The 26,211-nt window shown below is 46.7% G+C and carries 21 protein-coding genes and 1 tRNA gene; 15 read left to right on the top strand and 7 right to left on the bottom strand.

The genetic code is table 11. From position 1 onward, the window contains the following. The coding region (locus DYD21_RS04770; protein ID WP_116033347.1) for a GWxTD domain-containing protein at nucleotides 1–1,045 on the bottom strand (1,045 nt) is incomplete at its 3' end. A 153-nt stretch (nucleotides 1,046–1,198) separates the two neighbouring features. Between DYD21_RS04770 and dnaX the strand changes: the two genes are divergently transcribed. The 4 genes from dnaX to DYD21_RS04745 all read left to right on the top strand — a co-directional run bounded on the left by dnaX (nucleotide 1,199) and on the right by DYD21_RS04745 (nucleotide 6,459). Then, a complete protein-coding gene (gene dnaX, locus DYD21_RS04765; RefSeq protein WP_116033344.1) occupies nucleotides 1,199–3,145 on the top strand; it encodes a DNA polymerase III subunit gamma/tau in 1,947 nt (648 codons plus the stop codon). Between the two features lie 99 nt (nucleotides 3,146–3,244). Then, nucleotides 3,245–3,595 (top strand): YbaB/EbfC family nucleoid-associated protein, encoded by a 351-nt coding sequence (locus DYD21_RS04760; protein WP_116033340.1) that lies wholly within the window; start codon nucleotides 3,245–3,247, stop codon nucleotides 3,593–3,595. Nucleotides 3,596–3,679: 84 nt separating this feature from the next. Further along, the gene (gene recR / locus DYD21_RS04755; protein ID WP_116033336.1) at nucleotides 3,680–4,285 is read left to right on the top strand and encodes a recombination mediator RecR; all 606 of its coding nucleotides are present in this window, start codon (nucleotides 3,680–3,682) and stop codon (nucleotides 4,283–4,285) included. 275 nt (nucleotides 4,286–4,560) lie between these two features. Then, nucleotides 4,561–6,459 (top strand): M1 family metallopeptidase, encoded by a 1,899-nt coding sequence (locus DYD21_RS04745; protein WP_116033328.1) that lies wholly within the window; start codon nucleotides 4,561–4,563, stop codon nucleotides 6,457–6,459. 2 nt (nucleotides 6,460–6,461) lie between these two features. Here DYD21_RS04745 and DYD21_RS04740 read toward each other — a convergent pair whose 3' ends face one another. The 3 genes from DYD21_RS04740 to DYD21_RS04730 form a co-directional block, all read right to left on the bottom strand. Then, complete coding sequence (locus DYD21_RS04740) at nucleotides 6,462–6,980, bottom strand: hypothetical protein (protein WP_147303497.1); 519 nt, start codon at nucleotides 6,978–6,980, stop codon at nucleotides 6,462–6,464. A 30-nt stretch (nucleotides 6,981–7,010) separates the two neighbouring features. Further along, nucleotides 7,011–7,544, bottom strand: a complete 534-nt coding sequence (locus DYD21_RS04735; protein WP_116033319.1) for a hypothetical protein — start codon at nucleotides 7,542–7,544, stop codon at nucleotides 7,011–7,013. Nucleotides 7,545–7,771: 227 nt separating this feature from the next. Further along, nucleotides 7,772–8,065 (bottom strand): hypothetical protein, encoded by a 294-nt coding sequence (locus DYD21_RS04730; RefSeq protein ID WP_147303496.1) that lies wholly within the window; start codon nucleotides 8,063–8,065, stop codon nucleotides 7,772–7,774. A 306-nt stretch (nucleotides 8,066–8,371) separates the two neighbouring features. On the opposite strand from DYD21_RS04730, the gene DYD21_RS04725 reads away from it, so the two are divergent. From DYD21_RS04725 to mutS, 9 genes are all read left to right on the top strand, one after another. Continuing rightward, nucleotides 8,372–9,535 (top strand): NADP-dependent malic enzyme, encoded by a 1,164-nt coding sequence (locus tag DYD21_RS04725; RefSeq protein WP_116033310.1) that lies wholly within the window; start codon nucleotides 8,372–8,374, stop codon nucleotides 9,533–9,535. 132 nt (nucleotides 9,536–9,667) lie between these two features. Beyond that, nucleotides 9,668–10,270 (top strand): hypothetical protein, encoded by a 603-nt coding sequence (locus DYD21_RS04720; protein ID WP_147303495.1) that lies wholly within the window; start codon nucleotides 9,668–9,670, stop codon nucleotides 10,268–10,270. Then, a complete protein-coding gene (locus DYD21_RS04715) occupies nucleotides 10,267–12,222 on the top strand; it encodes a hypothetical protein (RefSeq protein WP_116033301.1) in 1,956 nt (651 codons plus the stop codon). The genes DYD21_RS04720 and DYD21_RS04715 overlap by 4 nt, the downstream gene beginning before the upstream one ends. A 429-nt stretch (nucleotides 12,223–12,651) precedes the next feature. Continuing rightward, nucleotides 12,652–13,530 carry a CsgE family curli-type amyloid fiber assembly protein gene (locus DYD21_RS04710; RefSeq protein WP_116033296.1) on the top strand — a complete coding sequence of 293 codons (879 nt, stop codon included), beginning with the start codon at nucleotides 12,652–12,654 and terminating at the stop codon, nucleotides 13,528–13,530. A 342-nt stretch (nucleotides 13,531–13,872) separates the two neighbouring features. Then, nucleotides 13,873–14,604, top strand: a complete 732-nt coding sequence (locus tag DYD21_RS04705; RefSeq protein ID WP_116033291.1) for a hypothetical protein — start codon at nucleotides 13,873–13,875, stop codon at nucleotides 14,602–14,604. Nucleotides 14,605–14,735: 131 nt separating this feature from the next. After that, on the top strand, nucleotides 14,736–15,725 hold the full coding sequence (locus tag DYD21_RS04700; RefSeq protein ID WP_158551412.1) for a hypothetical protein: 990 nt from the start codon (nucleotides 14,736–14,738) through the stop codon (nucleotides 15,723–15,725). Nucleotides 15,726–15,811: 86 nt separating this feature from the next. Further along, on the top strand, nucleotides 15,812–16,534 hold the full coding sequence (locus DYD21_RS04695) for a hypothetical protein (protein WP_116033282.1): 723 nt from the start codon (nucleotides 15,812–15,814) through the stop codon (nucleotides 16,532–16,534). A gap of 153 nt (nucleotides 16,535–16,687) precedes the next feature. Continuing rightward, the gene (locus DYD21_RS04690) at nucleotides 16,688–17,251 is read left to right on the top strand and encodes a hypothetical protein (protein ID WP_147303494.1); all 564 of its coding nucleotides are present in this window, start codon (nucleotides 16,688–16,690) and stop codon (nucleotides 17,249–17,251) included. 275 nt (nucleotides 17,252–17,526) lie between these two features. Further along, a complete protein-coding gene (gene mutS, locus DYD21_RS04685) occupies nucleotides 17,527–20,214 on the top strand; it encodes a DNA mismatch repair protein MutS (protein WP_116033275.1) in 2,688 nt (895 codons plus the stop codon). A 215-nt stretch (nucleotides 20,215–20,429) separates the two neighbouring features. Here mutS and DYD21_RS04680 read toward each other — a convergent pair whose 3' ends face one another. Next, nucleotides 20,430–22,940: an alpha-amylase family glycosyl hydrolase gene (locus DYD21_RS04680; RefSeq protein ID WP_116033272.1), complete on the bottom strand. Its 2,511-nt coding sequence runs from the start codon at nucleotides 22,938–22,940 to the stop codon at nucleotides 20,430–20,432. 226 nt (nucleotides 22,941–23,166) lie between these two features. Here DYD21_RS04680 and argS point away from each other — a divergent pair, with 226 nt between their 5' ends. Next, nucleotides 23,167–24,807 carry an arginine--tRNA ligase gene (gene argS / locus DYD21_RS04675; protein WP_233505474.1) on the top strand — a complete coding sequence of 547 codons (1,641 nt, stop codon included), beginning with the start codon at nucleotides 23,167–23,169 and terminating at the stop codon, nucleotides 24,805–24,807. Nucleotides 24,808–24,860: 53 nt separating this feature from the next. Here argS and DYD21_RS04670 read toward each other — a convergent pair whose 3' ends face one another. Then, nucleotides 24,861–25,595 carry an enoyl-CoA hydratase/isomerase family protein gene (locus tag DYD21_RS04670; protein ID WP_116033268.1) on the bottom strand — a complete coding sequence of 245 codons (735 nt, stop codon included), beginning with the start codon at nucleotides 25,593–25,595 and terminating at the stop codon, nucleotides 24,861–24,863. Between the two features lie 14 nt (nucleotides 25,596–25,609). After that, nucleotides 25,610–25,942 (bottom strand): divalent-cation tolerance protein CutA, encoded by a 333-nt coding sequence (gene cutA / locus DYD21_RS04665; protein WP_233505473.1) that lies wholly within the window; start codon nucleotides 25,940–25,942, stop codon nucleotides 25,610–25,612. A gap of 161 nt (nucleotides 25,943–26,103) precedes the next feature. On the opposite strand from cutA, the gene DYD21_RS04660 reads away from it, so the two are divergent. Continuing rightward, nucleotides 26,104–26,187 (top strand) — tRNA-Leu (locus DYD21_RS04660). The last annotated feature ends 24 nt before the right edge of the window (nucleotides 26,188–26,211 follow it).

Genomic DNA, 26,211 nt, shown 5'->3' with positions numbered 1-26,211 from the left:
AGGGGTCGATCGTACTGAGCTGTTCATAGTATAGCATCTGCAGCATCAGCGCAGGCGTGAGGCCCGATCGGGTGAAGTCAGTGATCTCCCGTTCGCCGAATGCATCTACATTATACGCCCGCTCCGGTATAAACTCCTCTATTCCTGACCGCAGCTCAAACTGATCGGTCCGGATGTTTGTCCCAAAGATATACGGCACCGGCTCGTTTCCGGTTGTGGTAATATCATCATAAAACCAGATTTCATATTCGGGATATCGGTGATTGTCATAAATTACATACTCTAACGCATCTGTCTGCATAGCTGAATAGGCTCCTGAACCACTTTCGCCCATACGGTCACGTGACTGACGGGCTTCAACATCATCGCCGGTATGGTCTTCGCGAAGCACGATCTGCCGTTCCAGCCATGGTTTCACGTTCAGGTCCTGCAGGGTGAGAATTCCTGTCTGAACGCGGTCGGGTTCACCGTAGCGAACGTAGATCATTGCGCGTTCGTCGGTGCCATAAATGGTAGAGTTGTTCTTCGTAAACCGGTTGCGGGATTCAGCAATTCGCTGCCAGTGCTCAATCAGCCTTTCATTCACCGTGCGTGAGGGAGTGGGATCGAGCTGAATCCAGTAGCCGCGAATGTCGGTGCGCAGTTCGTTATTCTGGGCTTCCCACCACTCGGTCCACTGCCGGTATATACCATCTCCCACGATCGCTTTCAGCCGCTCGATCTCCTGCCTCAGGGCGATCCGGCTATTCACACCCGAGCCATTCATCACCGCTTTGTAATACATTTCGGTAGCGGTTTCGAAATGATCATCAAACTCCCGCTCGGTAATAATCCGGATATATTCAAATCCAATCCGGGAATCCACCCTCTCCGAATCTTCATAACTCTCTTCCCAGGTAGACAGTGCGTCTTCAACCTGCCCGCGATATAGCTGTTCCAGCCCTCTTTGATAAGGAGATTGCGGCTGAGCTTCCGCACTCAGCGGCAGCCCGAGAGTGGTGAAGGTTAGAAGTCCTGCAATAATTAGTATGCAATAGCGCGCCATAGCTGTATGATCAGCAAATTTATGTTTAGGCCAAAATACAACGATCCTGATAAAACGAACAGTAATTCAGTAAATCGATTACCTTTTTACAGAATTCTGCTCAAAATGAAGGTCATTTTTTAGTACCTTTCGGTTTATAAAAGAACAGATTTTATGCCTCAAAACTACAGAGCACTTACTCGAACATACCGTCCCCAGAGCTTTGATGACATCGTTTCGCAGGAACATGTCAGTAACACCCTTAAGAACGCAATTAAACAGGATCGTATTTCACACGCCTACATGTTTTGCGGTCCCCGGGGTGTCGGGAAAACTACAATGGCCCGCGTTCTTGCCCGAACCATCAATTCGATAGGTTCCGATGTAGACGGGGAATCGCTCAATCAAACGCTGAATGTAGTGGAGATTGACGCCGCATCAAACAATAAAGTGGATGACATTCACCACCTGAGAGAGAGTGTTCGGATTCCCCCACAAAATGGCCGCTACAAGGTATTTATTGTGGATGAAGTGCATATGCTCAGTAAAGCGGCGTTCAATGCCCTGTTGAAAACACTGGAAGAACCGCCTGCCCACGCTATTTTTATTTTTGCCACTACCGAACCGCACAAAGTTCTGCCCACCATTCTTTCCCGCGTGCAGCGGTTTGATTTTAAGCGGATCAGCGTAGATGAAATTGTATCCCGGCTGCGTGATATTTGTGCAAAAGAGGGAATTGATATGGATGATGAATCTCTCCACGTTATCGCCAAAAAAGCGGATGGCGCACTGCGTGATGCGCTTGGGCTGATGGACCAGGCGATCGCATTTTGCGGGGATTCCATACGGTATGATGATCTTGTTGAGGCCCTGAATGTGGTAGGCAGTGATCAGCTATTCCGGTTTATGGAAGCTGTGGAGAAGAAAAATTCTGATACCGGCCTGCAGCTTGTGAATGACCTGATACAGGGCGGTGTGGATATCCAGGAGTTTTTGGCTGCGCTGACCGAACATTTGAGAAATCTCTATGTAGCATTGAACTCAGAGCGAATGTACCTGGTGGATGCTACAGCAGAAACAAAACAAAGATACCGCCAAACAGCAGAAGCTTTTGAAGCCGAAGACCTGATGAGAATGCTCCACATGGTTAGTGAAGCTCAGCTAAAAATGCGCGACGTACAGCAGCCGCGTGTTCATTTCGAGATTCTGCTGCTGAAACTCATCCACATGAACCGCAGCCGTGAGCTGAACAGCCTGCTTGAAGACCTGAACCGGTTAAAAAAAAACGGCGGGATTCCGGTAGCTGAAAGTTCATCGCCTGAAATTGAAGAAAAAACCTCAGAGCAGGCGCCATCATCCCCCGAAAAAAAATCTGCCGACGAGCAATCTCCTGCCGTGCAGGAAACAAATGAAGAGAATGAATTCTCTGCGGATGACGATGATGATGATACTGATGAAGGAAAAGAAATTGCGGCCGAAGCTGAACATCCATCGAATGGAAAAGATCACTCAGAGAATCGGGGTGAGCAGTCAGTCAGCCCACAAAACGAAAACATCGATCAGAAAGAAGAAAAAACGTCTGCACTTCCCGCAGATGAGTCCAAACCGCAAACCCGGGTACGGAAAAATGATGATTTTGACCTGGTAAAACCGGCTCTTGGATTCGCAAAAGGAATCAGTTCATCGCAGGATCAAGAGGAGGATGAGAGCGAGGTGGCCACCGCAACTATAGAAGAGGAAATTCCTGAACCGGTTGAACTCTCAGAGGCTTCCGACCTTGAACCGTACTGGAAAGAGTTTTTAGGGAAATTGAAGGATGATGCCCCCCAGATGCTTTATTACCAGATGATGCGCGTACAGCTAAAAGATCTGTCCGGAAACCGGTTAACGGTAACGGCAGATAGTGAGTTCGCTACAAATATGGTTGATGAAAACCAGGAGCTACTTTCCGACCTGATGAAGAAGACCGTTGGAATTCGGATTCGGATACAGTGCGTGGCGGAGAGAAAATCGAAAAACAAGGAAACTTTGAGTCCCTATGAACGATTTAAGGAGTTGCAAAGGAAAGATCCGCACCTGAAAAGCGTTGTTGAACTGTTTGGTGCTGAGCTCGACTACTAATCAATTGAACACACTTTATAATTATCAATCGAAAACAGGTTTTGCGGTTTTTTAAAAACCGGACAGATCTGAATTCTAAACCATTTAATTTTAAGACTTATGAGTCAATTTAATATGGCCGATATGTTCGGCAAATTCCAGGATATGCAATCTAAGATGAAAGAGATTCAGGATGAACTCGGCACGCTGATCGTTGATGCCGAAGCCGGTGGCGGTATGGTGAAAGTACAGGCCAACGGAAATCGAAAAATCGTATCGATTGACCTGGATGATGACGTCATCGACCCGAACGATAAAGAGATGATGGAAGATCTTGTGGTGGCTGGTGTGAATAAAGCGCTCGACAAAGCTGAAGCGGCGGCAAAGGAGAAGATGCAGGATGCTTACAAAGATATGATGCCCGGAGGCGGACTTCCCGGCGGAATGGATCTCAGTAAATTTGGCCTGTAAAATCACGGAAACCGCTGGGCAAACAAAGGCTGATCATCAGTGCACAGTTTGCCCGTTAGTAATTTAAATTAACGATACATTTAGATGCAAATCACCTCTGAGGCGCTGGAACGCGCGATTGAAGAGCTGGCAAAACTTCCCGGTACCGGAAGAAAATCAGCACAGCGAATGGCGATTCACCTGCTCAAACAAACCGATGAACGGGTGCTTGGCCTGGCTGATGCGCTGGTTCAGCTCAAAAAATCTGTGCAGCGCTGCTCCGTGTGCGGAACCATTACTGACAGCGATCCCTGCAGAATTTGCAGCAACCCAAAGCGTCAAAATGGCGTTGTATGTGTGGTTGAAGAGTTTCAGGATGTTTACATCATCGAAAAAACCAATGAGTTTAGGGGCCGTTATCACGTGCTGGGCGGAGTGATATCTCCGCTCGAAAATGTGGGTCCGGACGATATCCGCATCAAACAGTTACTGGAACGGATCGGCACCGGGGATGAACAGATTGAAGAGGTGATACTGGCCCTGAATCCCGATGCCGAAGGCGAAGCGACCTCCTATTACATCAACAAACTGCTGCTCAGCTACGACGTTAACGTCACACGGATCGCCTACGGAATCCCGATGGGAACGGAACTCGAGTTCATCGACGAAGCTACTCTGAGCCGCGCATTTGCAAGTCGCTCCAGCTTTTAAACCAGTACCCCTGAGACATGGTATTTTTCAGGGCTACCATTCCGAACAGAATCCATTCTCCGTTGTTAGATGATACCCGGTGCGGGTTTACGTTAACAAAAATACCATGTCTGTTGGATACCAACTTGGTACAGATACAATATTTTAACATCAAAACCTGTTGAATCGCTGTGCCCGGTTTACCGGAGTCCCGCTTTTTGCTTACATTAAGCGGCTGTATAAAGAAATCAATGATCATCCGGAATACTTCCCCATAAATCATTTAACCGATTATTATGCCCACATCGACACGAATCACGCCGCTTCTCATCTTTCTGTTTCTCCTTACTCCGCTAACCGACAAAGCCGTATCTCAGCCGGGACCGGGTTATTGGCAGCAGGCGGTTGATTATACGATGGAGATTGACATGCATGTGGAGACCAATCGGTTTGATGGACACCAGACGCTGGTTTATACCAATAATTCACCTGACACGCTCGACCGCGTTTTCTATCACCTCTTTTTCAATGCGTTTCAGCCAAACAGCATGATGGACAAGCGATCCCGAACAATTGATGATCCTGACCGCCGTGTGCGTGACCGGATTTATCATTACGATGAGACTGAAATCGGTTTTCAGGATATCCAGTGGATGACACAGAATGGTGCAGAGATCGACTTTACAATCAAGGGCACCATCATGGAAGTTCACCTGGCTGAGCCAATTGCGCCGGGCGAAGAGGTGGTGTTTGAGATGGAATTTGAAGCACAGGTACCGTATCAAACCCGGCGTTCCGGCCGCGATAACCTGGAAGGAATCCGATTTTCGATGGCGCAGTGGTACCCGAAAATTGCGGCGTATGATGAGCGCGGATGGCATCCGAATCCCTATATCGGAAGAGAATTTCATGCTCCGTTCGGGAACTTTGACATCACCATTCACATCGATCGCGACTATGTTGTTGCATCAGGATCAATCCTGCAAAATCCGCAGGAAGTCGGTTTTGGGTATGAAGAATCCGAAAGTGATCTGAACATTCCCGATGGTGAAAAACTCTCATGGAACTTCCGGGCAGAAAATGTGCACGACGTCATGTGGGCTGCGGATCCTGATTATACCCACACCACCTACCAGGTTCCCGATGGGCCGCTCCTGAGATTTTTCTACCAGACTGATCCCGTAGCCACAAATGCCGAAGATGAAGACCAGGCTCAGCTTCTGGAAAACTGGGAGCGTCTGCCGGAATACACATCAAGGGCGTTTGAGTATATGAATGAGAATTACGGCAGATATCCCTACGATGAATATGTAGTGATCCAGGGTGGAGACGGCGGTATGGAGTACACCATGGGTACGCTGATCACCGGGAATCGTAATTTTGGCAGCCTGGTTGGGGTTACAGTTCACGAGCTGATCCACGCCTGGTATGAAGGAGTTGTGGCAAATGACGAGACCACCGAACAGTGGATTGATGAGGGGTTTACGGTTTATCTGTCTGCGCTGGTTATGAATGAATTGTTTAATGATGGTGAAGGAGATCCGATGGTGAGCCGTCACCAGGGGTATTTCAATATTGTAAATGCAGGCATTGAAGAGCCAATGCACATTCATGCGGATCATTACCACCGAAATTCTGCCTATAGCGTGGCATCGTACACCAAGGGGGCGATTTTCCTGCATCAGCTCGGGTATATTGTCGGAGATGATGTGCTCAAGCGCGGACTCAACCGCTTTTATGAAGAATGGAAGTTCAAACATCCAAAAGGACGCGACTTTCTTCGGATTATGGAGCGTGAATCAGGAATGGTGCTCGACTGGTACTACGAGTATTGGATTGAAACCACGCGTACGATCGATTACGGAGTTTCATCCGTTGAACCTGCAGAAAACGGACAGACAGAAATTACTCTTGAGCGTATCGGCCTGATGCCGATGCCGATTGACCTGGAAGTTGAATTGACGGATGGCTCGATCATCCACTACTACATTCCGATGCGAATTATGTGGGGAGAAAAAGAGAATGAAAATCCCGGTATTGAGCGCCACACACTGCCCGACTGGCCCTGGGTATTTCCCGAATATGATTTCCTGATCGATATTCCGAATGAGGATATCGCCCGGATTGAAATAGACCCGACCCGAAGGATGTCTGATGTGGATCGGGGGAATAACGAATGGCCGGTTGAAGATTAAGATTAGGGGGCACACCCTAATTCCGGTACAGGTGCCGAGTCGGTTTTTCCTGTTGCAAACTCTTTGATAGAGACCTTAAACTCGGCCACAGTTACTTGACTTTGACCGATTCTGCCATCGATTATGCTGAACTTGCCCTGATCGTGCCCTATTGGAATCCAGCGGCTATTAATGTTCTTTAAATGCAGGATTACGTTTTCTCCTATTTCGAAGTGTGGAAAGATAGGACGGTTTGGATCTTCATAAGGCAGTCGGGTCAACCGCAGTTCAATGGTTCTATCCTCCAATTGGCCATTAATCACTTCACGAATCGAAATGGTTACCACTTCTATAGTCGTATGGTGTCGGCTGCGTTCAGAATGAAGTTCCAATACCTGACCTTCTACGATTACGGTAGAGCGTTGAATGATCGATTCCAGGCTCTGGGCCAGATAGTCGTGAGCCATTGTGATGTTTGGCAGAAGGAATATGAAACAAATCCATGCCTTCTTTGTGATAAGATTACTCATAACTTTTTCCATAACGCAATCCTCCATTGTTGGTTTATTTGTTCAATGATAAGGGAGGGCGATTCCCATCCCTATCATATACATTTTTTCCGCTTCGTTATATCTTGTAAAAAATGTATTCTTTTCATAAAAAAAAGAGTCAAAGATATCACCACCGGGGCGAAATTGCGTGGAATCGGGTTGTGGCAAGTATTCCAAGGCATTTTTCCGCCGCATTTCGAGTCCTACTCCCTCCTCTGTGGTCCCATCATAAGGTCGCCAGACTTCCAAAGAAAATACTCCAGGATGCAAAGCAGGGTCTTGTGAGATTCGTATCGTCATCGAATGGTAATCTGTATCTTCAGTATAGTAAAACGTCCAGCCACTAAAATCACCTCCAATCATATAGCTTGGCGGCCCCAGCTTTTGAACGACTGTGGTTGAGTCGTCGCCGATGCGCACCTCTTCGATATGCTCGCCCCATACGATGCGTGCAGAATCTGTGTCTGTGATGTCCGTCGGATTGCTGCAGGAGACAAACAGCAGTTGGAAGAAAATCCATGCAAGCACGGCGATTGTGGCGAAGTGTGGTTTCATTGTACTATTCCTTTTGTGTATACCTATCGATTGTTTCTATTTTATTCATGATTCATTTAATGGTAGGTAAATCTTTTTTTGCTGAGATATACTTCAACTTTGTTGTCGAAGTCCATATCGAATCGAATGCCAATAAACGATGTATCTGCCAAGGTGAGTGTTGTATCCTTTGTAATGGTACCATCTATCCAGACATGAAGATCATGCTCACCCTTTGAAATCTGCTTTTATACCGCTACAATTACACCTTCTGGATCAGAAGGTACTTCTTGGTTAAAGATCAATATCCTGGCAAGTCCTGCCCGGTTTGACGTGATTTCCTCTTCAAAGATCAAATCACCATTGAGTTCGACTCGTACATTATCATTTTTAAAACGCTCTTGCAGATGTATTTCAAATAAAACAGGTTCGCTATTAGGCTTCAGCGTATCACATCCAGTCACAAGGAGCGAACAAACCAGAACAGAGAAATGTAAAGTTGCACTTTCGTCATAAGACTCCTCCAAAGTATGTATGGACAATAGAAATATTTTTTTATGGGTATTTCCTCGTTTATTTATTATCTATACAAACCAACTTTTGTGTATACCTATTGATTTTTCGAAAAAGTTTTAGTTTCTCTTCCAACTCCGTTCTCCGCATCCTCAATTGGCAAATAAGATCTATAGGATGCATATAAAGACAATTAACTGTTTTATAATAGGCTCCGTATTTATCTTATAAACAAAACTTTAATTGTAGTGGTAAATTTCTGAGATTGAACCCGCATCAAAGTAAAAATCCCCGTAGTTTTGATCCTTACAAAAATTTTGCTCTAAACTATCAGAATGAGCTCAGATAAAAAGCACGATTACAGAAGAAAAGCAATTGAGGCACATAAGAAGTATGGCGGCAAGGTTGCCATCACATCAAAAATGCCGCTTGAAACCAATGAAGACCTGAGTCTTGCCTACACACCCGGTGTAGCCCAGCCCTGTCTTGAGATTTCTAAAAATCTATCTCTTGCTTACGATTACACCTGGAAAAGTAATTCAGTGGCTGTGGTAAGTGACGGATCTGCCGTGCTTGGACTTGGGAATATTGGTCCGGAGGCATCACTCCCGGTCATGGAAGGCAAAGCTGTGCTGTTCAAAAAATTTGCCGATATCGATGCGGTGCCGGTTGTGCTCGCCTCACAGAATACCGAGGAGATTATTCAGGCCGTGAAAATGATTGCACCGACGTATGGAGGCATCAACCTCGAAGATATTTCGGCTCCCCGCTGTTTTGAAGTAGAACGGCGCCTGAAGGATGAACTCTCGATTCCGGTTATGCACGATGATCAGCACGGAACGGCTGTGGTAACTCTCGCTGGAATGTTTAACGCTTTAAAGGTGACAGGCAAGAAATTTAAGGACCTCAAAGTGATGATCAACGGATCAGGTGCGGCCGGTGTGGCGATCATTTACCTGCTTCGTCATGTTGGCGTGGAGTACATTGTGGTGTGCGACAGCCGGGGAACCATACATAAAAACCGCACCGATCTATCCCCGATCAAAAAAGAAATTGCGGATCTGACGAACATCAAAAACACAGAAGGCGGTCTGGAAGATGCCGTTTCCTATTGTGATGTTTTCATTGGCGTATCGGTGCCAAATGTGCTTACAAAAAAGATGGTTCGTTCCATGAACAACGATCCGATAATCTTTGCGATGTCGAATCCTATTCCAGAAATTATGCCGGATGACGCAATGGAAGCCGGTGCGCGGATTATTGCTACGGGCAGGTCTGATTTTCCAAACCAGATCAACAATGTGCTGGCTTTTCCCGGAATATTCCGCGGCCTGCTCGATGCACGGTCATCTGAAATTACAACGGAAATGTACGTAGCCGCAGCTAAAGCGATCGCCAACCAGGTTGAAAATCCAACCGAGGAGCAAATTATACCCAGTGCGTTTGATAAAAACGTGGCTCCGGCCGTTGCAAAAGCGGTATACGATCTTGCAAAATAATCACGACTACAGTTTTTGATTTAGTTCAAAAAAAAGCTTTGTTCGACCGAATGAGGTCTTAAATAGAATCAGCTCAACAATCTGACAGGCTTTTTTTACGTAGTACTCATTATTTGTACATACACATAATGTATGCCCAGATCATTAACCTTTACTATTTTGATCATTTTTTACGGCAGCTCTGCCGTACTTGCACAGAATGCGTTTCATACAATTGATGTTGCAGCGGGTGGAGATGTGGTGGTTGGCGGAAATAGTATACTGAATGACTGGTCAAATACTCCGGGTTTCACTCTTGAACTGAGGACGCCCTATTATTCCGGTGAATTTGAGGCGGGACTTCGCTACAGACGTTATAATAAAGATTCATTTCCCGATTCCGGCTTCCGGTCGGCGTTTGTTTACCTGGGCTGGCACTATCCTATCGGGCTTAATGAGCGGATACAATTCGTTCCGGGCTTTCGGCTGGGAAATCATTTTCTATACCAGGATCACGCAAAAGAGTATTATGCTGATCCGCCCGGCGACCCGTTTATATTTCATGAAAATGAAAGTGAATTTGCCTACGAATTTATTGCACGATTTGAATATCGGCTATCAGATCAATCCAGGTTGTTTGTCTCAGCTTCTTACAACCGTACAATTCTGGAGATTCCATTCTCAGTTGTACACGCAACCATTGGCGTTTCACGCACATTTCAATCGCCGAACTGGCTTCAAAACTTGCTGCGATGATACCATTTCTTATCCTTCTTTTTTCGATCCTGCCGGCTGAATATTCTGATTCTCATATCACTCATACCGATCCCGATTCGTTGGAATCAAATAAAATTATCCGCACCGATGATCTCATGAACCGGATTGGGCGCGATTATATCTCTGTCGACAGGCTATCCTTTACGGTTTACTCACCTAAATACGGATATTTCGGCCCTCAGCCGGATTTTATCATCGATGGTATTCCTTCGCAGGTGGATTTTTTCGGTATCACAAACCCGGTTCATCTGCCAGCTGTTTTGACTTCGATCGACCGGATGGAGGAAACAGACCAACCCTGGTATACGAACGATCATATCTCCATACAGACGACAGATATACAGGATGGATTCTCATTCACAGGCTCTTCAATCATCACCAATGAAGCGGGTGAGCCCGGGCCATGGGTGTACGACCCGGAGCGCATCACACCAAATGTAGAACGGTTTGGCCCGGGAGTGGATCTCGAATCCACATACAAACGCGGACATTATTATGGGCGCGGACTCTTTCGTTTTCACCGGCATATGAATACCAACCTATCTGTTCAGCGGCGAATGAAAAACATGGTCGCATTTCCTGCCGAGGGTGAGTGGCTACAGGCTGAGGCACGAACTCTGAGCGGTGCAGCCGAAGCCGGGTATAAAAGTGAGGATCTTCACATTCGCGGACGATTTATGACGGCAAAAAGCGATGAGTTCCTCTACTTTCGTCAGCTCGGACGTGAAGTCCCTGCCAAACCTGAACAGCATCAATATTCAGTTGCCGCCGATATTCGTCTGAGTAATGACTTGTATATGCAATCCTATGTTCAGCTTCATCACAGGGAGATCGGCTATCGGCGAAACCAGTTTGAGCATGAGTTCGGATGGAGTGAACAGAAAGTTACCCTGCACTCCTATTTTCAATATCGGACGGGTGATAATTACATTGGGTTTGGCGCTTCATTTCGGGATATCGGTACAGAAGCACCCGGTTTGCAAAATGAACAGAACCGGTTTGCAGATTTGATGCTTGATAGTCGCCAGCTTCTTGGAACCCGTTCACAGCTTTATGTATCAACAGCTCTGACACTTCACGGAGGTGACCCGGGAGTTCAGACCGATTTAGAGTTCAGCTTTCAGCCAACTGAAAGATGGGAAACTGGAATCAGAACTGAATATGAGGAGAAGCTTTTCCGTGATTCAAATCCTATGGATTACCTGGTCATTCGCGGTTATGATCTGCAGGATCAGTTCGGAATATCATGGGATTCGTTTGGCAGTTCAGACCCCGGAAACAGTTCGGTGTGGACGACCTTCTTGTTCAACGAAATAGAACCGGACGAGGATCTGAAAATATCACAAACATTGAGCCTGATTCATCATCGGGCGCTCCACATTCCGTTTCAGCCGGTTGTGTATGATGCACCACTCCACACCCGGCCGGGAATGTATCAGCTGCTGGAAAACGAATCGGGCACCAGAATAGAGTTTTCACTGGGGGCGGATCATAATCTGTCAAACCAGTTCCAGCACAGATTCAAAACCACTCTTTCTTATACGGCCGGGGGAACGGAGGCGTACAATGATTTCTGGAAACAAGCTCCGGATGTGTGGCTTCTATATTCGGCAGACTATTCTCCATTCCACGACCTGGACCTGCGCGCGCAAATCCGGTATCGTTCATCAACACGCTGGAAAGAGTTTGATGCAATTGAAGGGGAGACGTACCGGAGTTTTAATACTCAATACCCTTTCAGTTATGGTACATTTACGAGCTCTCCTCCATCACACCTTAACATCGACATGTCAGCGGCTAAGTGGTTTTGGAACCAACGAATACGTGCTGTTGTGATGGTGAAAAATCTCCTGAACCGTGATTATTTCCCCCATCCGCTGGCGGTCAGGGAAGGATTTACATTTGGGCTGAAAGGAGAGGTTCGGCTTTGATCGGCTGAATAAAGCAAATTCTAATCTTTTAAAATTCATCGATACCACCGGGCAAATTGAGGAGTTTCGCAGGAACTTCATATCAAACAGGAACAACCTTTTACCCGTTAAAACTGAGGTGCAATTTGATAATTTTATTGGCAACTCCGCTACCAAAAACCTTTTGGTTAGAAAATTATAACCTTCACCTTAAACAGGTTAATATTAAACAGTTTAAATTTTTAAACATAAGGTACGCAGTGACTTATAGAATTCAATGGAGTGGTAGATTTGTTAAAAGTAACAGTTTCCCGGGTTTTGACTATCAATATTTGAATGATTTAATTTAAAGCAGACAATAAAAAGCGGTTTCAGAAATCAAGATCCTGAAACAACCGCTTTCGGGTTTAGGTTTAAGTTCATCGTTTAGGAGTAAAGACAGGGGTTACGTTGCAGTATTCATTTATAATACTCGTACTTGCTTTAGGGATAATTTTTCCATCAACAGAGTCTGATTATTTATCAGGGCCACAGGAGGATAGTTTATCCGGGTGCGAGGAAGATAGTCACCGCTACACAGTGCAGCCGGGCGATAAGCTGCATGAGATCGGTGCCCACTACGGAAATCCCCTTTTCTGGGAAGCGATCTACATTGCCAATGCCGATCAGATCGGGAATCCCAATCTAATTTTTGTAGGTCAAACGCTTAGAATTCCAGCCCGAATCGCAAATTTCGCATCATCAGGCCAAAACAGCAACCTTGTATTGGATGACCCGTTTTGTGATCTGTCTCTCCTCCCGCTGGCTTCAGCTGATCCCTCACACCTTTTTCTCTACAATATCGACGAGCTGAAACAAAAAGCGGAGCCGCCTGAAGATGAACTGCTTGCCGAAACCCAGTCTTCTGATTCTGATATAGATTCATCCTCGGTATTAGATACGTTTCGTGATGCGTTTGAAGCTGTCATTGATGAGCAGTCGGGCACAACGGAATCTGAAAATGCCCAGAGAGAATCGGAAATGCAGCTTATGCTGGAAATTGATGGGATGATCCACGATGAAACACGTTCAAAAATCGGGCGCGATTTTTACAACGTATTCTACTCAAACTGGCAATCTCCGCCAGACGCACGAAATTTTACAATAAACGTATCTGAGCAGCCAAGTCCGTCTATGGGTACCATAATCTACGTTAAAGTGAATGATACCGAGACTTTTCGGATGCGATTGCAGCCCCGGTACGATTTTATTCAGCAGGCGGGGGAATATGCGGTGAGACAAACATACAGGCACCTGCTAACCGGGGATCATCATGTACAAATTTATTGAAGAATGTTTATCACAAGAAAACCCGGATGGCTTTCGGGGTACAACTGAAATCTTAAGAAAAATGGAGATACAAACCGGCAGAAACTGATTGAATATTACAACCGGAGTATAAAAGCGCAAAGCAACGCTGCGGAGCCTTACGTAAAACGTAAGGAGGCGACCAACCATAATCCACAACGCTGCCTTGCTAATCCCCAAAATAATCAATAGAGGGTTAGTAATCTACCTGCGCTTTTCTCTCCTGTAAATGATCTCGCAGAACAATGTGAGACGGCCTCAATTCAATTCTCAACAATGATCGAGGCTATTTAATAAACCATAAACAAAACACAGGATACAACGATGAAAAAGTTAACTACACTACTCGTCATGCTGTTCTTTACGGCAGGAATGGCATTCGCACAAAGTAATACCGCAACTGTTGACCAAGATGGTGATGACCATGAAGCAACGATAAGCCAAGTTGGTGAGGCTAATGAGTCGTCAGTAGATCAAACTGGAGCTGGTGGAATTGCTACTATTGATCAATTGGGTGATATCAATGAAGCAACAATTCAGCAAACTGACGTTTCTGGTGGATTCGAAAGTACAACAGCTTCAATAAATCAAACAGGCAATGATAACGAGGCCTCAATCGAGCAGGAGCAAGCTAATGTTAAGTATTCTGACATCACGCAGATTGGAAATGATAATTTAGCTACGGTTCAATCATTAGGTGGAGGCAGGGCTGATGACGCTGATATTTATCAAGAGGGCAATGATAATGAAGCGCATATTTATCAAAACCTTACTTCAGCATCAAGTGCTCTTGTTTTTCAGTGGGGTGATGAAAACCTTGCAACTGTAGATAATTACGGCGGGGGACTGACTGCTTTGATTGAACAAGACGGAAATTATAACGAAGCGTTCATAGATGATGGTCAGTCTGTCTTAGGCTCAGGGGGCAATACTGCCAACATTTTCCAAACAGGTGACTGGAATGAAGCTTCGATTTTAACTACTGGAAACGGATCCTTTTCTGAAATTACCCAATCCGGTAATGAGAATGAAGCGATTGTAACTCAAAGTAATTAGTAATCTAAAAAGCCCGGCATACTCATTATGCCGGGTATTTAAATTTTTAGCATAGTTCAATTCAAAAAATTAAGATGATAACTCTAAAAAAATTTACAACACTATTCGTGATACTGTTATTTACAGTAGGCATGGCTATTGCACAGAACAATGAAGCGATCATCGAGCAGATAGGTCCTGACAACGAAGCATCAATCTCTCAGGCGGATGGAGCAAGCGCAATAGTGAATCAATCGGGAAGTACTGTGAACGAGGGCAACGTCGCCTATCTTGATCAAGCTGGAGATAATACTGCCAATGTAACCCAAGTGGGTGACAACGATGCCTTTATCTTTCAGGGAACGTCAAGTTTCTTTGGTGGTGGTGCTGGAACTGCTTCTGGAAATACTGCCACTGTAGTGCAATCCGGTGATAACCGAATGCCTGCAGGCGGCCCAATTCAGGGCGTTGACATCTATCAGGGAACCGATGGGGGTACGGCCATTAATTCAAATGCTACTGTAAATCAGGATGGTAATGATAATTATGTTACCGTTTTCCAGGGTATTTTTGGAGGTGGAAATGCCACAGACCTGAAAGCGAACGTCGTACAGATTGGCAACAACAACGATGGCAATATTCGACAAGCTCAAAATGCTATCAGTTACGGAGATGAGGCCTCACTTACACAAAATGGCAGCGAAAACTTCAGCTCCATATTTCAGGGATTTGGTGGCGGGTCCGCTTCAGAGAATAATACAGCCACTGTAACTCAGACGGGCAATAATAATTGGGCTGGTAGTATTTACCAAGGTGCCGACTTAGGGGGGACCGGTGTTGGTTCAGGTGCTGGAATTGCCGCATACAATACAGCTGCCGTTTTACAGAATGGGTCCGGTGATGGCACCCAGGACTCTGGCGCTGCTCGTATCTTTCAGGGTGCAAATGGCGGTGAAGCTTTTAGTAACACCGCTCTAATTGAACAACATGGCGATTATAACCTGGCAAATTTACGTCAAGGTGAAGGGGATGGGGCAATTTCATCCAATAGTACTGCTCAGATCTTTCAGTACTCTGAATCAAATATTGCTGAGTCAACTCAATCCGGTAATTATAACAACGCAACGATTACCCAAAACTAAACATGTACACTGCACCCGACACCGCACATTATACGTAATGTGTGGGAATTGGGTCTTCAAAACAACTCAAATTAAATGATACAACCATGAAAAAGCTAACAACACTACTCGTTATACTGCTATATACGGCAGGAATGGCGATTGGCCAGAATAATGATGCTACAATTGATCAAATAGGAGACGATAACATCGCTGATATTGAGCAATTAGGTGAAGGCAATGACGCTATCATCGACCAAACAGGTGATGATGATATTGCTAATATTCTTCAAATTGGAAATCAAAACGAGGCAATCATAGAGCAATCTCAAGGCGGTTCAGGTAACCGAACCAATATTGGTGAAATTGATCAGGAAGGTGATGAAAATAGTGCAACTCAAAACCAAAATATTTGGAGTGCTCATAACACGAACAGAGCATTTATCGATCAATTAGGAAATAACAACATAGCTACTCAAACACAAAGTACCGGTTCAAGTGTGAGAGCTGATATTGATCAATACGGTAACGATAATCAGGCTTTTCAATCACAAACTTTTAGTTATAGTGGCGGAACTGTAATGATCCAACAAAACGGTAACGAAAACTGGGCAAACCAGGAAGTTACAGCAGGAGGAAATTCTGCAGATATCTACCAAACTGGTGATGATAACTGGGGGGAGCAACTGCAGTTTGGTTCAGACAATACCGCAGAACTTTCCCAAACAGGCCTGGATAACTGGTCATCCCAAACACAGAGTTCAGCAGATAACAACAGTGCAGTTACTCAAACAGGTAATCGTAATACTTCTACTGTTGTTCAAAATTAAATGTAAACAATAGAACTGACTTTAAAATTTAGTGTGATTAATAATTACATGTTTCCGACATCATAATAAACAGAAATATGGTGTCGGAATTTTCTTTAATAATAATTAAAAGATTATAATTACGATATATCAATCAATTCAGATCAATGATGTATGAAATATTTTCTTTCGAGTTTAATAATGGTATTATTTGGAGGGGCTGTTTCCGCCCAAGTCTCCCAAAACCCCGGCGAAGCTTTTATCCAGCAGGCGAATGTGGAGCATAATGAAGCGGTTCAGCAGTTTACAAGCGATTTTGCAACCACCTTCTCCATGGATTTCGATTCGTTTGATGAATTTGACGTCAATGCAAATGTAGGAATCATAAACCAGTTTGGCAGCGGCAACAGCTCTTTTCTGCTGCAGACCGGCATTGGCAATATGGCAAGGCTGAATATTCTCGGGCATGAAAATTCCGCTGATGTCCTGCAATCAGGTAACAGCAACCAGTTTATTCTGAACCTGGAGGGCGGATTCAATGCACTATCAAGTGAACAGGTTGGGGATGAAAACCGGCTGCGTCTCGATATTATAGGGACAGCTCACAATCAGCAGTTTTTTCAGAACGGAAACGGCCTCTCTATGGAGGTTTTTGAAAGCGGAAACGGAGGCGGCGTACCGATCATCATTGAGCAGAACGGAAACGGAGGCGGAACCGTAATCATCGAAAACTACTGAGTAAACTGCTATTTCCTTTAGCAGGTTGCGTGTTAAATCTAATAACTCTGTTTTTGGATACCTGATGACTCAGCCGTGAGTGATGGGTAAACTCTATACTTCTCAATTCCCGGTTTCTTGAAATCATCACGCTCACCCGATCTGTTTATCATGGCAGTATTGTCCTCTCTTCTTTTCGTCTGCCACACCCAAATCATTCACATCAGTACAAAATTTTCAATACCTTTGAGGGTTAGCCTAACGACCGATCCGCAGCAGCAAACCCGCAGTAATTTATGGCCAAAAAGAAGAAACAGACGCCGCTGATGCGGCAATATTTTGAGGTAAAAGAGAAGCACCCCGGAACCATTCTTTTGTTTCGCGTGGGTGATTTTTACGAAACCTTTTCCGATGACGCCGTGCTGATCAGCAAGGAGCTTGGCATCACGCTCACAAAGCGAAATAATGGCGGCGATCAGACACCTTTAGCCGGATTCCCCTACCATGCGCTCGATACCTACCTGCCGAAGCTGGTGAAGCGCGGCTACCGCGTGGCGATCTGTGAGCAGACCGAAAATCCGGAAGAGGCAAAAGATGCGGGCCGAAAAATTGTGAACCGGGAGGTGACAGAAATCACAACTCCGGGAGTGACGCTCTCCGAAAAGCTGCTCGACCACAAACGGAACAACTACATCGCCTCGATCTATTTTGCAGGCGGAACAGCGGGAGTGGCCTTTTCGGATATCTCTACCGGGGAGTTTGGCCTTAGCCAGGTCTCCCGCGGCCAGCTCGACAGCCTGCTTCAATCCCTTCAGCCCGCCGAACTGCTGATCCGAAAGAAACTGAAAAACAGCCTGGATGAGGATCTCCAGGGATATAATACTACGTTTATCGAAGATTGGGTGTACGAGGGCGATTACGGCTACAACCTTCTGACGGACCATTTTCAAACCCACTCCCTGAAAGGATTTGGTGTGGAGGAACTGGAGATCGCCCAGCCTGCAGCCGGCGCACTGCTGCACTATATGCAGGAAACTCAGAAATCGTCGCTCGGCCACCTGAAACGCCTCTACGCCTACGAAAACGCAGATTACATGTCGCTGGATGGATCCACCAAGCGGAACCTGGAGCTCACCTCCAGTATGCAGGAGGGCGGCACGGAGGGAACATTGGTCTCGATTCTTGACGATACCTGCACAGCTATGGGAGGCCGGCTGCTGAGAAAATGGATTATGCGTCCGCTCAAACAGGTGGAACCGATTCGCAAAAGACTGGAAGCGGTGGATCTGCTGGTGTCGGATCACACCCGGCGTGAAAAACTGCGCGAAGAGCTGGACCAGGTTGGAGATTTGGAGCGCCTGATCAGCCGGATCAGTGTGGGGCGGACCAACGCGCGCGACCTGAAGCAGCTGCAGCTTTCACTGGGACAGATCCCGCGAGTCAAAATGCAGCTTGCCGATACCGATAATGAACTCCTGGATGAGATCAACGGTCGGCTGAAAATGCTGGTGGAAGTTCAGGAACGGATTGATAAGGCGATCAAAGAAGATCCGCCGGCCTCCATCCGCGATGGCGGAATTTTCAACGATGGCTTCAACGAAAATCTGGATGAGCTGCGCGATATCGCGCGAAATGGCAAAGAGTATATCGCCCGGATTAAAGACAAACTTTCGAAGGAAGCGGGCATTCCGTCGCTCAAGATCGGCTACAACAAGGTTTTCGGCTACTATATAGAAGTGACCAACACGCACAAAGATAAAGTACCGGAGCATTTCATCCGAAAGCAGACGCTGGTTAACTCCGAGCGGTATATCACGCCAGAACTGAAGGAGGTGGAGGAGAAGGTCCTTTCTGCTGAAGATCGCAGCAAAACACTGGAGGGAGAACTGTTTGAAGAGCTGCGTCTGTACGTGGCGGAATATGCTGATGATGTGCAGCAGATTGCCGCAGCGATGGCTGAGCTGGATTGCGTGCAGAGTTTTGCCGAAGTGGCGTACCGAAACAACTATACGCGTCCGGAGATCAACACGGAGGATGTGGTTGATGTGAAAAAGGGACGCCATCCCGTGGTAGAGAAAACCCTGGATGCCGGCGATCCTTTTATTCCCAACGATATCTACCTCGACAACAGCGAGCACCAGATCCTGATCATCACCGGCCCGAATATGGCGGGTAAGAGTATCATTTTGCGTCAGACCGGGCTTTTGGTACTGATGGCCCAGGTGGGCTGTTTTGTTCCTGCCGAGGAAGCCACCATCGGGCTGGTGGATAAAATTTTCACACGCGTGGGAGCTTCCGATAATCTTGCAGCCGGTGAAAGTACGTTCCTGGTAGAGATGAACGAAGCGGCTAACATCCTGAACAATGCTACGCCAAAATCATTAATATTGCTGGATGAAGTGGGACGCGGAACAAGCACGTTCGACGGACTGAGTATCGCGTGGTCTCTTTCCGAATATCTGCACAACAAGCCGGAGGTGGCCGCAAAAACACTCTTTGCGACTCACTACCACGAATTAAACGAATTGGAAAGCCGGTACGAACGGATCAAAAACTACAGCGTGCAGGTGAAAGAGCATGATGGTAAAGTGATTTTCCTGCGCAAGCTGGTCCGCGGCGGGGCCGATCACAGCTACGGAATCCAGGTCGCGAATATGGCCGGTCTGCCGTCGGTAGTCATTGAACGCGCAAAAGAGATTTTATCCAACCTGGAAAGCCATACGCTGGATGTGAGCCAAAGCGGAAACGGAAAAGAAAACGGTGCGGTAAAACAGACCGCAACCAAGAAGAAAGCGGCTCAGAATGCAACGCAAAAACTGGAAAAACAGGAGAGCCTGCCGCCCCAAATGACCCTATTCGGCTCACAGATGGATCCCAACGTGGAAACCCTGCTCAACAAACTCGATGCCAGCGACCCCGAACGGATGACCCCGATTGAAGCACTGTTGCTGCTGAGCGAACTAAAGCGGCTGGCGAAGAAGTAGAGGAACACAGCAACCTTCAAGAGTGCCGAACGAAGTGAGGTTCCTGGAAGAGTTGCGGATTGGTGGCAGGCACACTATGCATCTTGTTCAAGAGCTCCGCTGCACCAATAACGCCCTGTGTTATTTTCTTTTAGTACACTATGTTACTTATAAACGAGACTCTTCCAGGAGCTCATTAACATTCGCACTCTGGAAGGTCTCGAAATGCTTGACCCCTACTTAATCAACGTCATCTTTTGAACATCGCTGAACGAACCCGCTTCGAGCCTGTAAAAATAGATACCGCTGGAAAGTGCGGATGCATCGAAGGTTTGATTGTGGATTCCGGCATTCATCGGCTGATCAACCAATGTTGCTACACGGCGCCCCGTGATATCAAATACGGTTAGCGTGACCTCTTCGGATTGCGGCAGGTAAAATGAGATCGTCGTAGCCGGATTAAACGGGTTGGGGTAGTTTTGATGGAGTTCAAAGTCTCTTACCTGCTCGGGTTCTTCTGTCGACAACGAAAAAACAACCGGACTGTAAATATTTGTAGAGCGTGGTTCGATGTTTAGAATTTGAGAGGTGTACCCGGCCTCGGAAGGGCCCGCGTTTCCGGAATTGCGATTGCCCGTTAGAAGATTATCGTAGCTGTAGATTGCATCACTCTCAACCAGCATACTGTTGGAGTGATCAAGGGACAAATCGGTAATCTCACTATCGCCCAGGTTAATGACGATCAGTTTGGTGTCATCCAGGTTCTCATCATACCGGAAAAAAGCGATCACATCGTTTCGGGATGTTACTGCCGCCTCATACTCGCCGGTCTGCATTTGAGGATGGTTGCTCCTGAAACGGATCAACTCCTTGTAGTGATTCAGCAGCGAATTCTCATCATCCTCCATAACCTCAACATTATACTCCGCAAAGTTGGAATTGGGCGACCGCCAGGGCGACCCTTCAGTAAAGCCCGCATTTGGCTCGCTGCTCCACTGCATCGGCAGGCGGATATCTTCATCAGGCTTTTGACCCAGCATGCCCACTTCCTCGCCATAGTAGAGATAGGGAATGCCCGGCAGCGTGAGGTAGAGCGAAGCCGCTACCTTTGCTTTGTCAATATCCTGACCAAGCACGTTCATCACACGGTCCTGGTCGTGATTGGTCAGGAAGGTGCCGAACTGCAAAAAGGGATATTCATCATACACTACCTGCATGTGCGAGAGTATCGGCTCCGCATTTTCGTTGTTTACGCCGTTCAGAATGGCCTGCGCCAGGTCGAACTCAAATACGTAATCGAGCCGGTCGTCGGTTACATACTGCAGGGCGATGTCGGTCGGCTCCCACGCTTCACCCACAGCAAACGCCTCAGGATTGGCCGCCTTCAGGTTGGCGTTAAAATCCTGCCAGAACTGAAGCGTCTCAGGGGTGTTTTTGAGGATCTCTCCATCCTCGTGGATGTAGATCACCGCATCCTGCCGAAAACCGTCAACGCCAATCTCATTGATCCAGAAATCTGAAATGGCAAACATCGAATCTTTCACCGCGGGATTGTCATAGTTCAGATCGGGCATACCGCTCCAGAACAGCCCATAGTAGTACTCATCAAAATGCTGGCCATCGTGACTGTTGTGCCACACCTGCTGTCCCCACGGTCCACTGTAGCCGGGATTTGTATCACTCCAGCGGTAGAAGTCGCGGTAGTGGGGATCACCTGCCGCAGATTTCTGAAACCACAGGTGTTCGGTAGAGGTGTGGTTCATCACATAATCGATGATCACCTTAATGCCACGTTCGTGAGCTGCATCCAGGAATTCTTTGAAGTCCTCCATCGTGCCGTAATCCGGATTGATGGAACGGTAGTCGATCACATCATACCCGTGGTAGGTGGGCGATTCGTTAATCGGCATCAGCCAGATACCTGTAATACCAAGATCGCTGTCTGTACTGGGATCACCGTCGTTCAGGTAGTCCAGCTTTTGAGTGAGTCCCTTAAAATCGCCAATCCCATCACCGCTGGAGTCGTAAAAACTGCGGACAAAAATCTCGTAAAACACCGTTTTGTTCCACCAGTGGGTGTCGCCGGTCTCGCGTTCTAAAACGGTGATGTAATCTTCAACCAGAAGCGTATCGCTCTCGCTTTCATTGGATGCGACAAGCTGCACATCAAAACTTCCGGTTGTGGAGTATCTGACGACCGGATTTTCCTGACCTGATGTTGCTGGCACACCACCCTCAAAGGTCCATTTCCAGGACGTAATATTGCCGGTAGAGCGGTTATCGAACTGAACAACGGTGTTGGTGAACACGTCTCGTGACGGGGTGAAAAAATCGGCAGCCGGTGGTCCATCGGGATCCACTTCATTATTGTACCAGACGGAGATGACGTTCTCCCCGGGCTCAACCGTGTAGCTGCGGTTATTGCCGGTTCCGGGAAACTCCTCTCGGCCGTCCCACTGGCCATTGATCCGAAACTTGTACTCAATCGTTTCACCGACTGTAAACCCATCAACCGTTACCGAGTAGACCGAATCTTGGTTTTCGTCCTGGAGCTGAATTAAGTCACCTCCCCAGTTATTAAACGTACCCGCCACATCCACAAATTCCGATTGAGAGTCGAAATTACCAGCTTCAATCTGGTAGCTCATATTTACCTGAAACTGGAGAGTGACCTCCTGGGCGTGCAGATGTGAAGAAAAAATAGTCAGATATAAAAGTAACAGGAAAAAAGGTAGAGATCTTTTCATGTTGTGACGTCATTCGGTTTCGGGTTTATAGACTTCAAAATAGTCGAATTTCGATAAAATCGTCACAAAACCTGTAAACCCTGAAAAGGAAGCCATTCGTGATGAAGCATTTGTCGTCTATCCATCACAGCTGAGAGAAGTGTAAAGATTCCAAATCAGGTAGCGATTCCGCTGGCAAAAGCCGTATCTTTGCCACTCTCATTAAAAAGCGACAGATGATCCATTTATGCAGATTGAATCCTATTTAAAACAACAGATCCGCGCAGCACTCGAAACATTTGATATCGAGGCGGGACAGATTCCCGAAATCCACCTGGAAACCCCTCGCGATCCCTCCCATGGCGATGTGGCAGCCAATGTGGCGATGCAGCTTGCCAAACCTCTTCGTACAAATCCGCGAAAGATTGCGGAACAGATTGTTGAACGGATCACACTGGACCCTGCTAAAGTGGCGTCAGCCGAAGTGGCCGGACCCGGATTTATCAATTTCCGGTACGCGGAGCAGTATCTAACCGATTCGCTGCAGGAGCTGATGGATGCCGGAAAATCATTCGGCAGATCGGATGAACGCGCGGGAAAACGGGTGCTGGTTGAGTTTGTGAGCGCGAACCCTACAGGTCCGCTAACGGTTGGTCACGGAAGAAATGCTGTCCTGGGAGATACGGTTGCGCGCCTGTTTGAGTGGACCGGCGCTGATGTGGATCGAGAATATTATTTCAACAATGCCGGCCGGCAGATGCGCAAACTCGGCCTTAGCGTGAAGGCTCGATACCTGCAGGCGATCGGCCGTGATGCTGAACTTCCCGAAGGAGGGTACGAAGGTGAATACATCCGTGAAATTGCGGGTACTCTTCAGGAAAAACATGGCGACAGCCTGGCCGGAAATGAAGATGAAACTGTGTTTAAAGAAGAGGCTGAATCAGTCATTTTTGACCAGATTCAGGCTACACTCGAGCGGATGAACATCAAAATGGATTCGTTTTTTAACGAGCGTACACTTTACGAAAACGGGGCGATCGATAAGGTGATCGACACATTTCGAGAAAAAAAGATGGCGTATGATGATGATGGCGCCGTCTGGTTTAAAACCACCGAATTCGGGAAAGATAAAGATACTGTTCTGATTAAAAGTACCGGCGAACCGACCTACCGCCTGCCCGATATCGCCTATCACGCTGATAAACTCGACCGAAACTACGACCTCTGCATAGATGTGTTTGGAGCCGATCATATCGACACGTACCCCGATGTGATGAACGGCATCAGCGTTTTAGGTTATGATCCGGAGAAAGTAGATGTACTGGTTTACCAGTTCGTTACGCTTGTCCATGACGGCAAGCCGTTCAAAATGAGTACGCGAAAGGCCAATTTTGTCACTCTGGATGAGCTGATGGATGAGGTTGGTGAAGATGTAACCCGCTTTTTCTTTTTGATGCGATCGCCAAACACCCACCTGGAATTTGATATCGCAAGGGCGAAAGAGGCGGGGGATAAAAACCCGGTTTTCTACCTTCAGTACGCACACGCCCGGATTCAATCCATTTTGCGAAAAATTGAGGAGCTCGATGAGAACAAGGCAGGGCTGGATCTTTCACTGCTGGATCACGAAACGGAGATTACGCTCATCAAAAAAATGCTGGCGTTTCCCGAAGCGGTTACCATCGCAGCAAATCATAAAGAGCCGCACCGTGTGATTACGTACCTGAACGAACTCGCTTCTGATTTCACATCATTTTACCACGACTGCCGCATTATTGGCGAAGAACCAGCCCTGATGAAAGCCCGGGCAGAACTGGCAAAAGCCACCGCTCAGGTGCTGGCTAACGGACTGACAATCCTCGGAATTACCGCTCCGGACAGAATGTGATGTTATAGGTGATAGATATTTGATAAGAGATGGTAGATGAAAGATTTAAGATTTTATGATTTTCGCTTTAGAAATGCATCGACCCGTTTTTGATGTTCTTCGCTCTCCCAGAATCGGCTGAACGGCTCAATCTCTTCTGATGCGTCTTTCATTTCGGGACTCCGCTTCAGGTACTCGATGAAGGTTCTGTCATTGAGGGTCAGTTTTGAAGACAGTTTTTCGAGGGATTCATCAAACGATTCACTCTCAAAAAGTTCATCGGCGAATCCAGACTCCACAGCTTCTTCTGCGGTAATTACTTTTTGTGATGCCAGCCAGTATAGCGCCCGGCTTTTAGGCACAAGTTTCGAAAGCACCGAAACACCGCCCCATCCCGGCGGCAGGTAGAACTTTCCCTGGGTGAAACCGATTTTAGCATCACGGCTCACCACTCTGAAATCAAAATAAGAGGCAATCTCCCAGCCCCCGCCGTACGCATATCCGTTAATTGCGGCAAGAGTCCAGAACGGAAGCTGCTCGATCCGTTTGAGAATATTGATTACCCGGCTTGTCATTCGTTTCGCTTCATCTGCTTTTTTTAGCTGATGAAACTCGCGAAGATCTCCGCCGGATATAAAACTGCTGCCCGTACCGGTGAGGATGAAAAGTCTGACCTCCCTGTTATTCTCCAGCTCATCCAGCAGCTGCTCAAGCCGGTCCATCAGCTCAAAATTCACGGCGTTCAGCGCATCGGGCCGGTTTACGCTGGCTTTGATGACGTATTTGTTTCGTTCTATATTCAGTGCCATAGACTAAGAAAGTTTCAATTCTGGCTGAGAACAGATTTCCGGATCCAGCTAATATACTCCGGGTTCCCTTCTTCAGACGATAACGGAAGAGAGATCACGCACGGAACTTCATAGCTATGAAGTTTTTTGATTCTTTTCGTTACCTCAGAAACCATTTTTTGCGTGGTTTTCACAATCAGAACCGTCTCTGTTTCATTTTGAACTTCACCATTCCACCAGTAAAGTGACTCCATGGGATCGAGGATATTTACGCATGCACAGAGCTTTTCTTCCACCAGAACCTTGCCGATTCGCCGGGCTTCGTCTCTGTTTCCTGTTGTAACATATAGCATTCTGAGTTCATCCATATCAAATAGAATTTTGTTTCAGCGTTGTGTGATATAATAATGAAGTCGCGTAAAAGTTCAACAACCATGACATTTAATTAAAGTGCCTGCAGTTGTTGAACTAAATCGGAAATAGCGTTAACTTGATAGGCTCTGATTCAAAATGAATTATTTTACTGAATGCGAGAGTGGCGGAATTGGTAGACGCGCTAGATTTAGGATCTAGTACCTTTACCGGTGTGGGGGTTCGAGTCCCCCCTCTCGTACGTTTACGTTTTATTATCCAGTCT

Origin of the sequence: Rhodohalobacter sp. SW132 (genome assembly GCF_003390325.1) — a bacterium.
Classification (GTDB): Bacteria; Bacteroidota; Rhodothermia; order Balneolales; family Balneolaceae; genus SW132.
The sequence above is the reverse complement of the archived record's forward strand: the minus strand, read 5'-3'. Positions and strand labels throughout refer to the sequence as shown.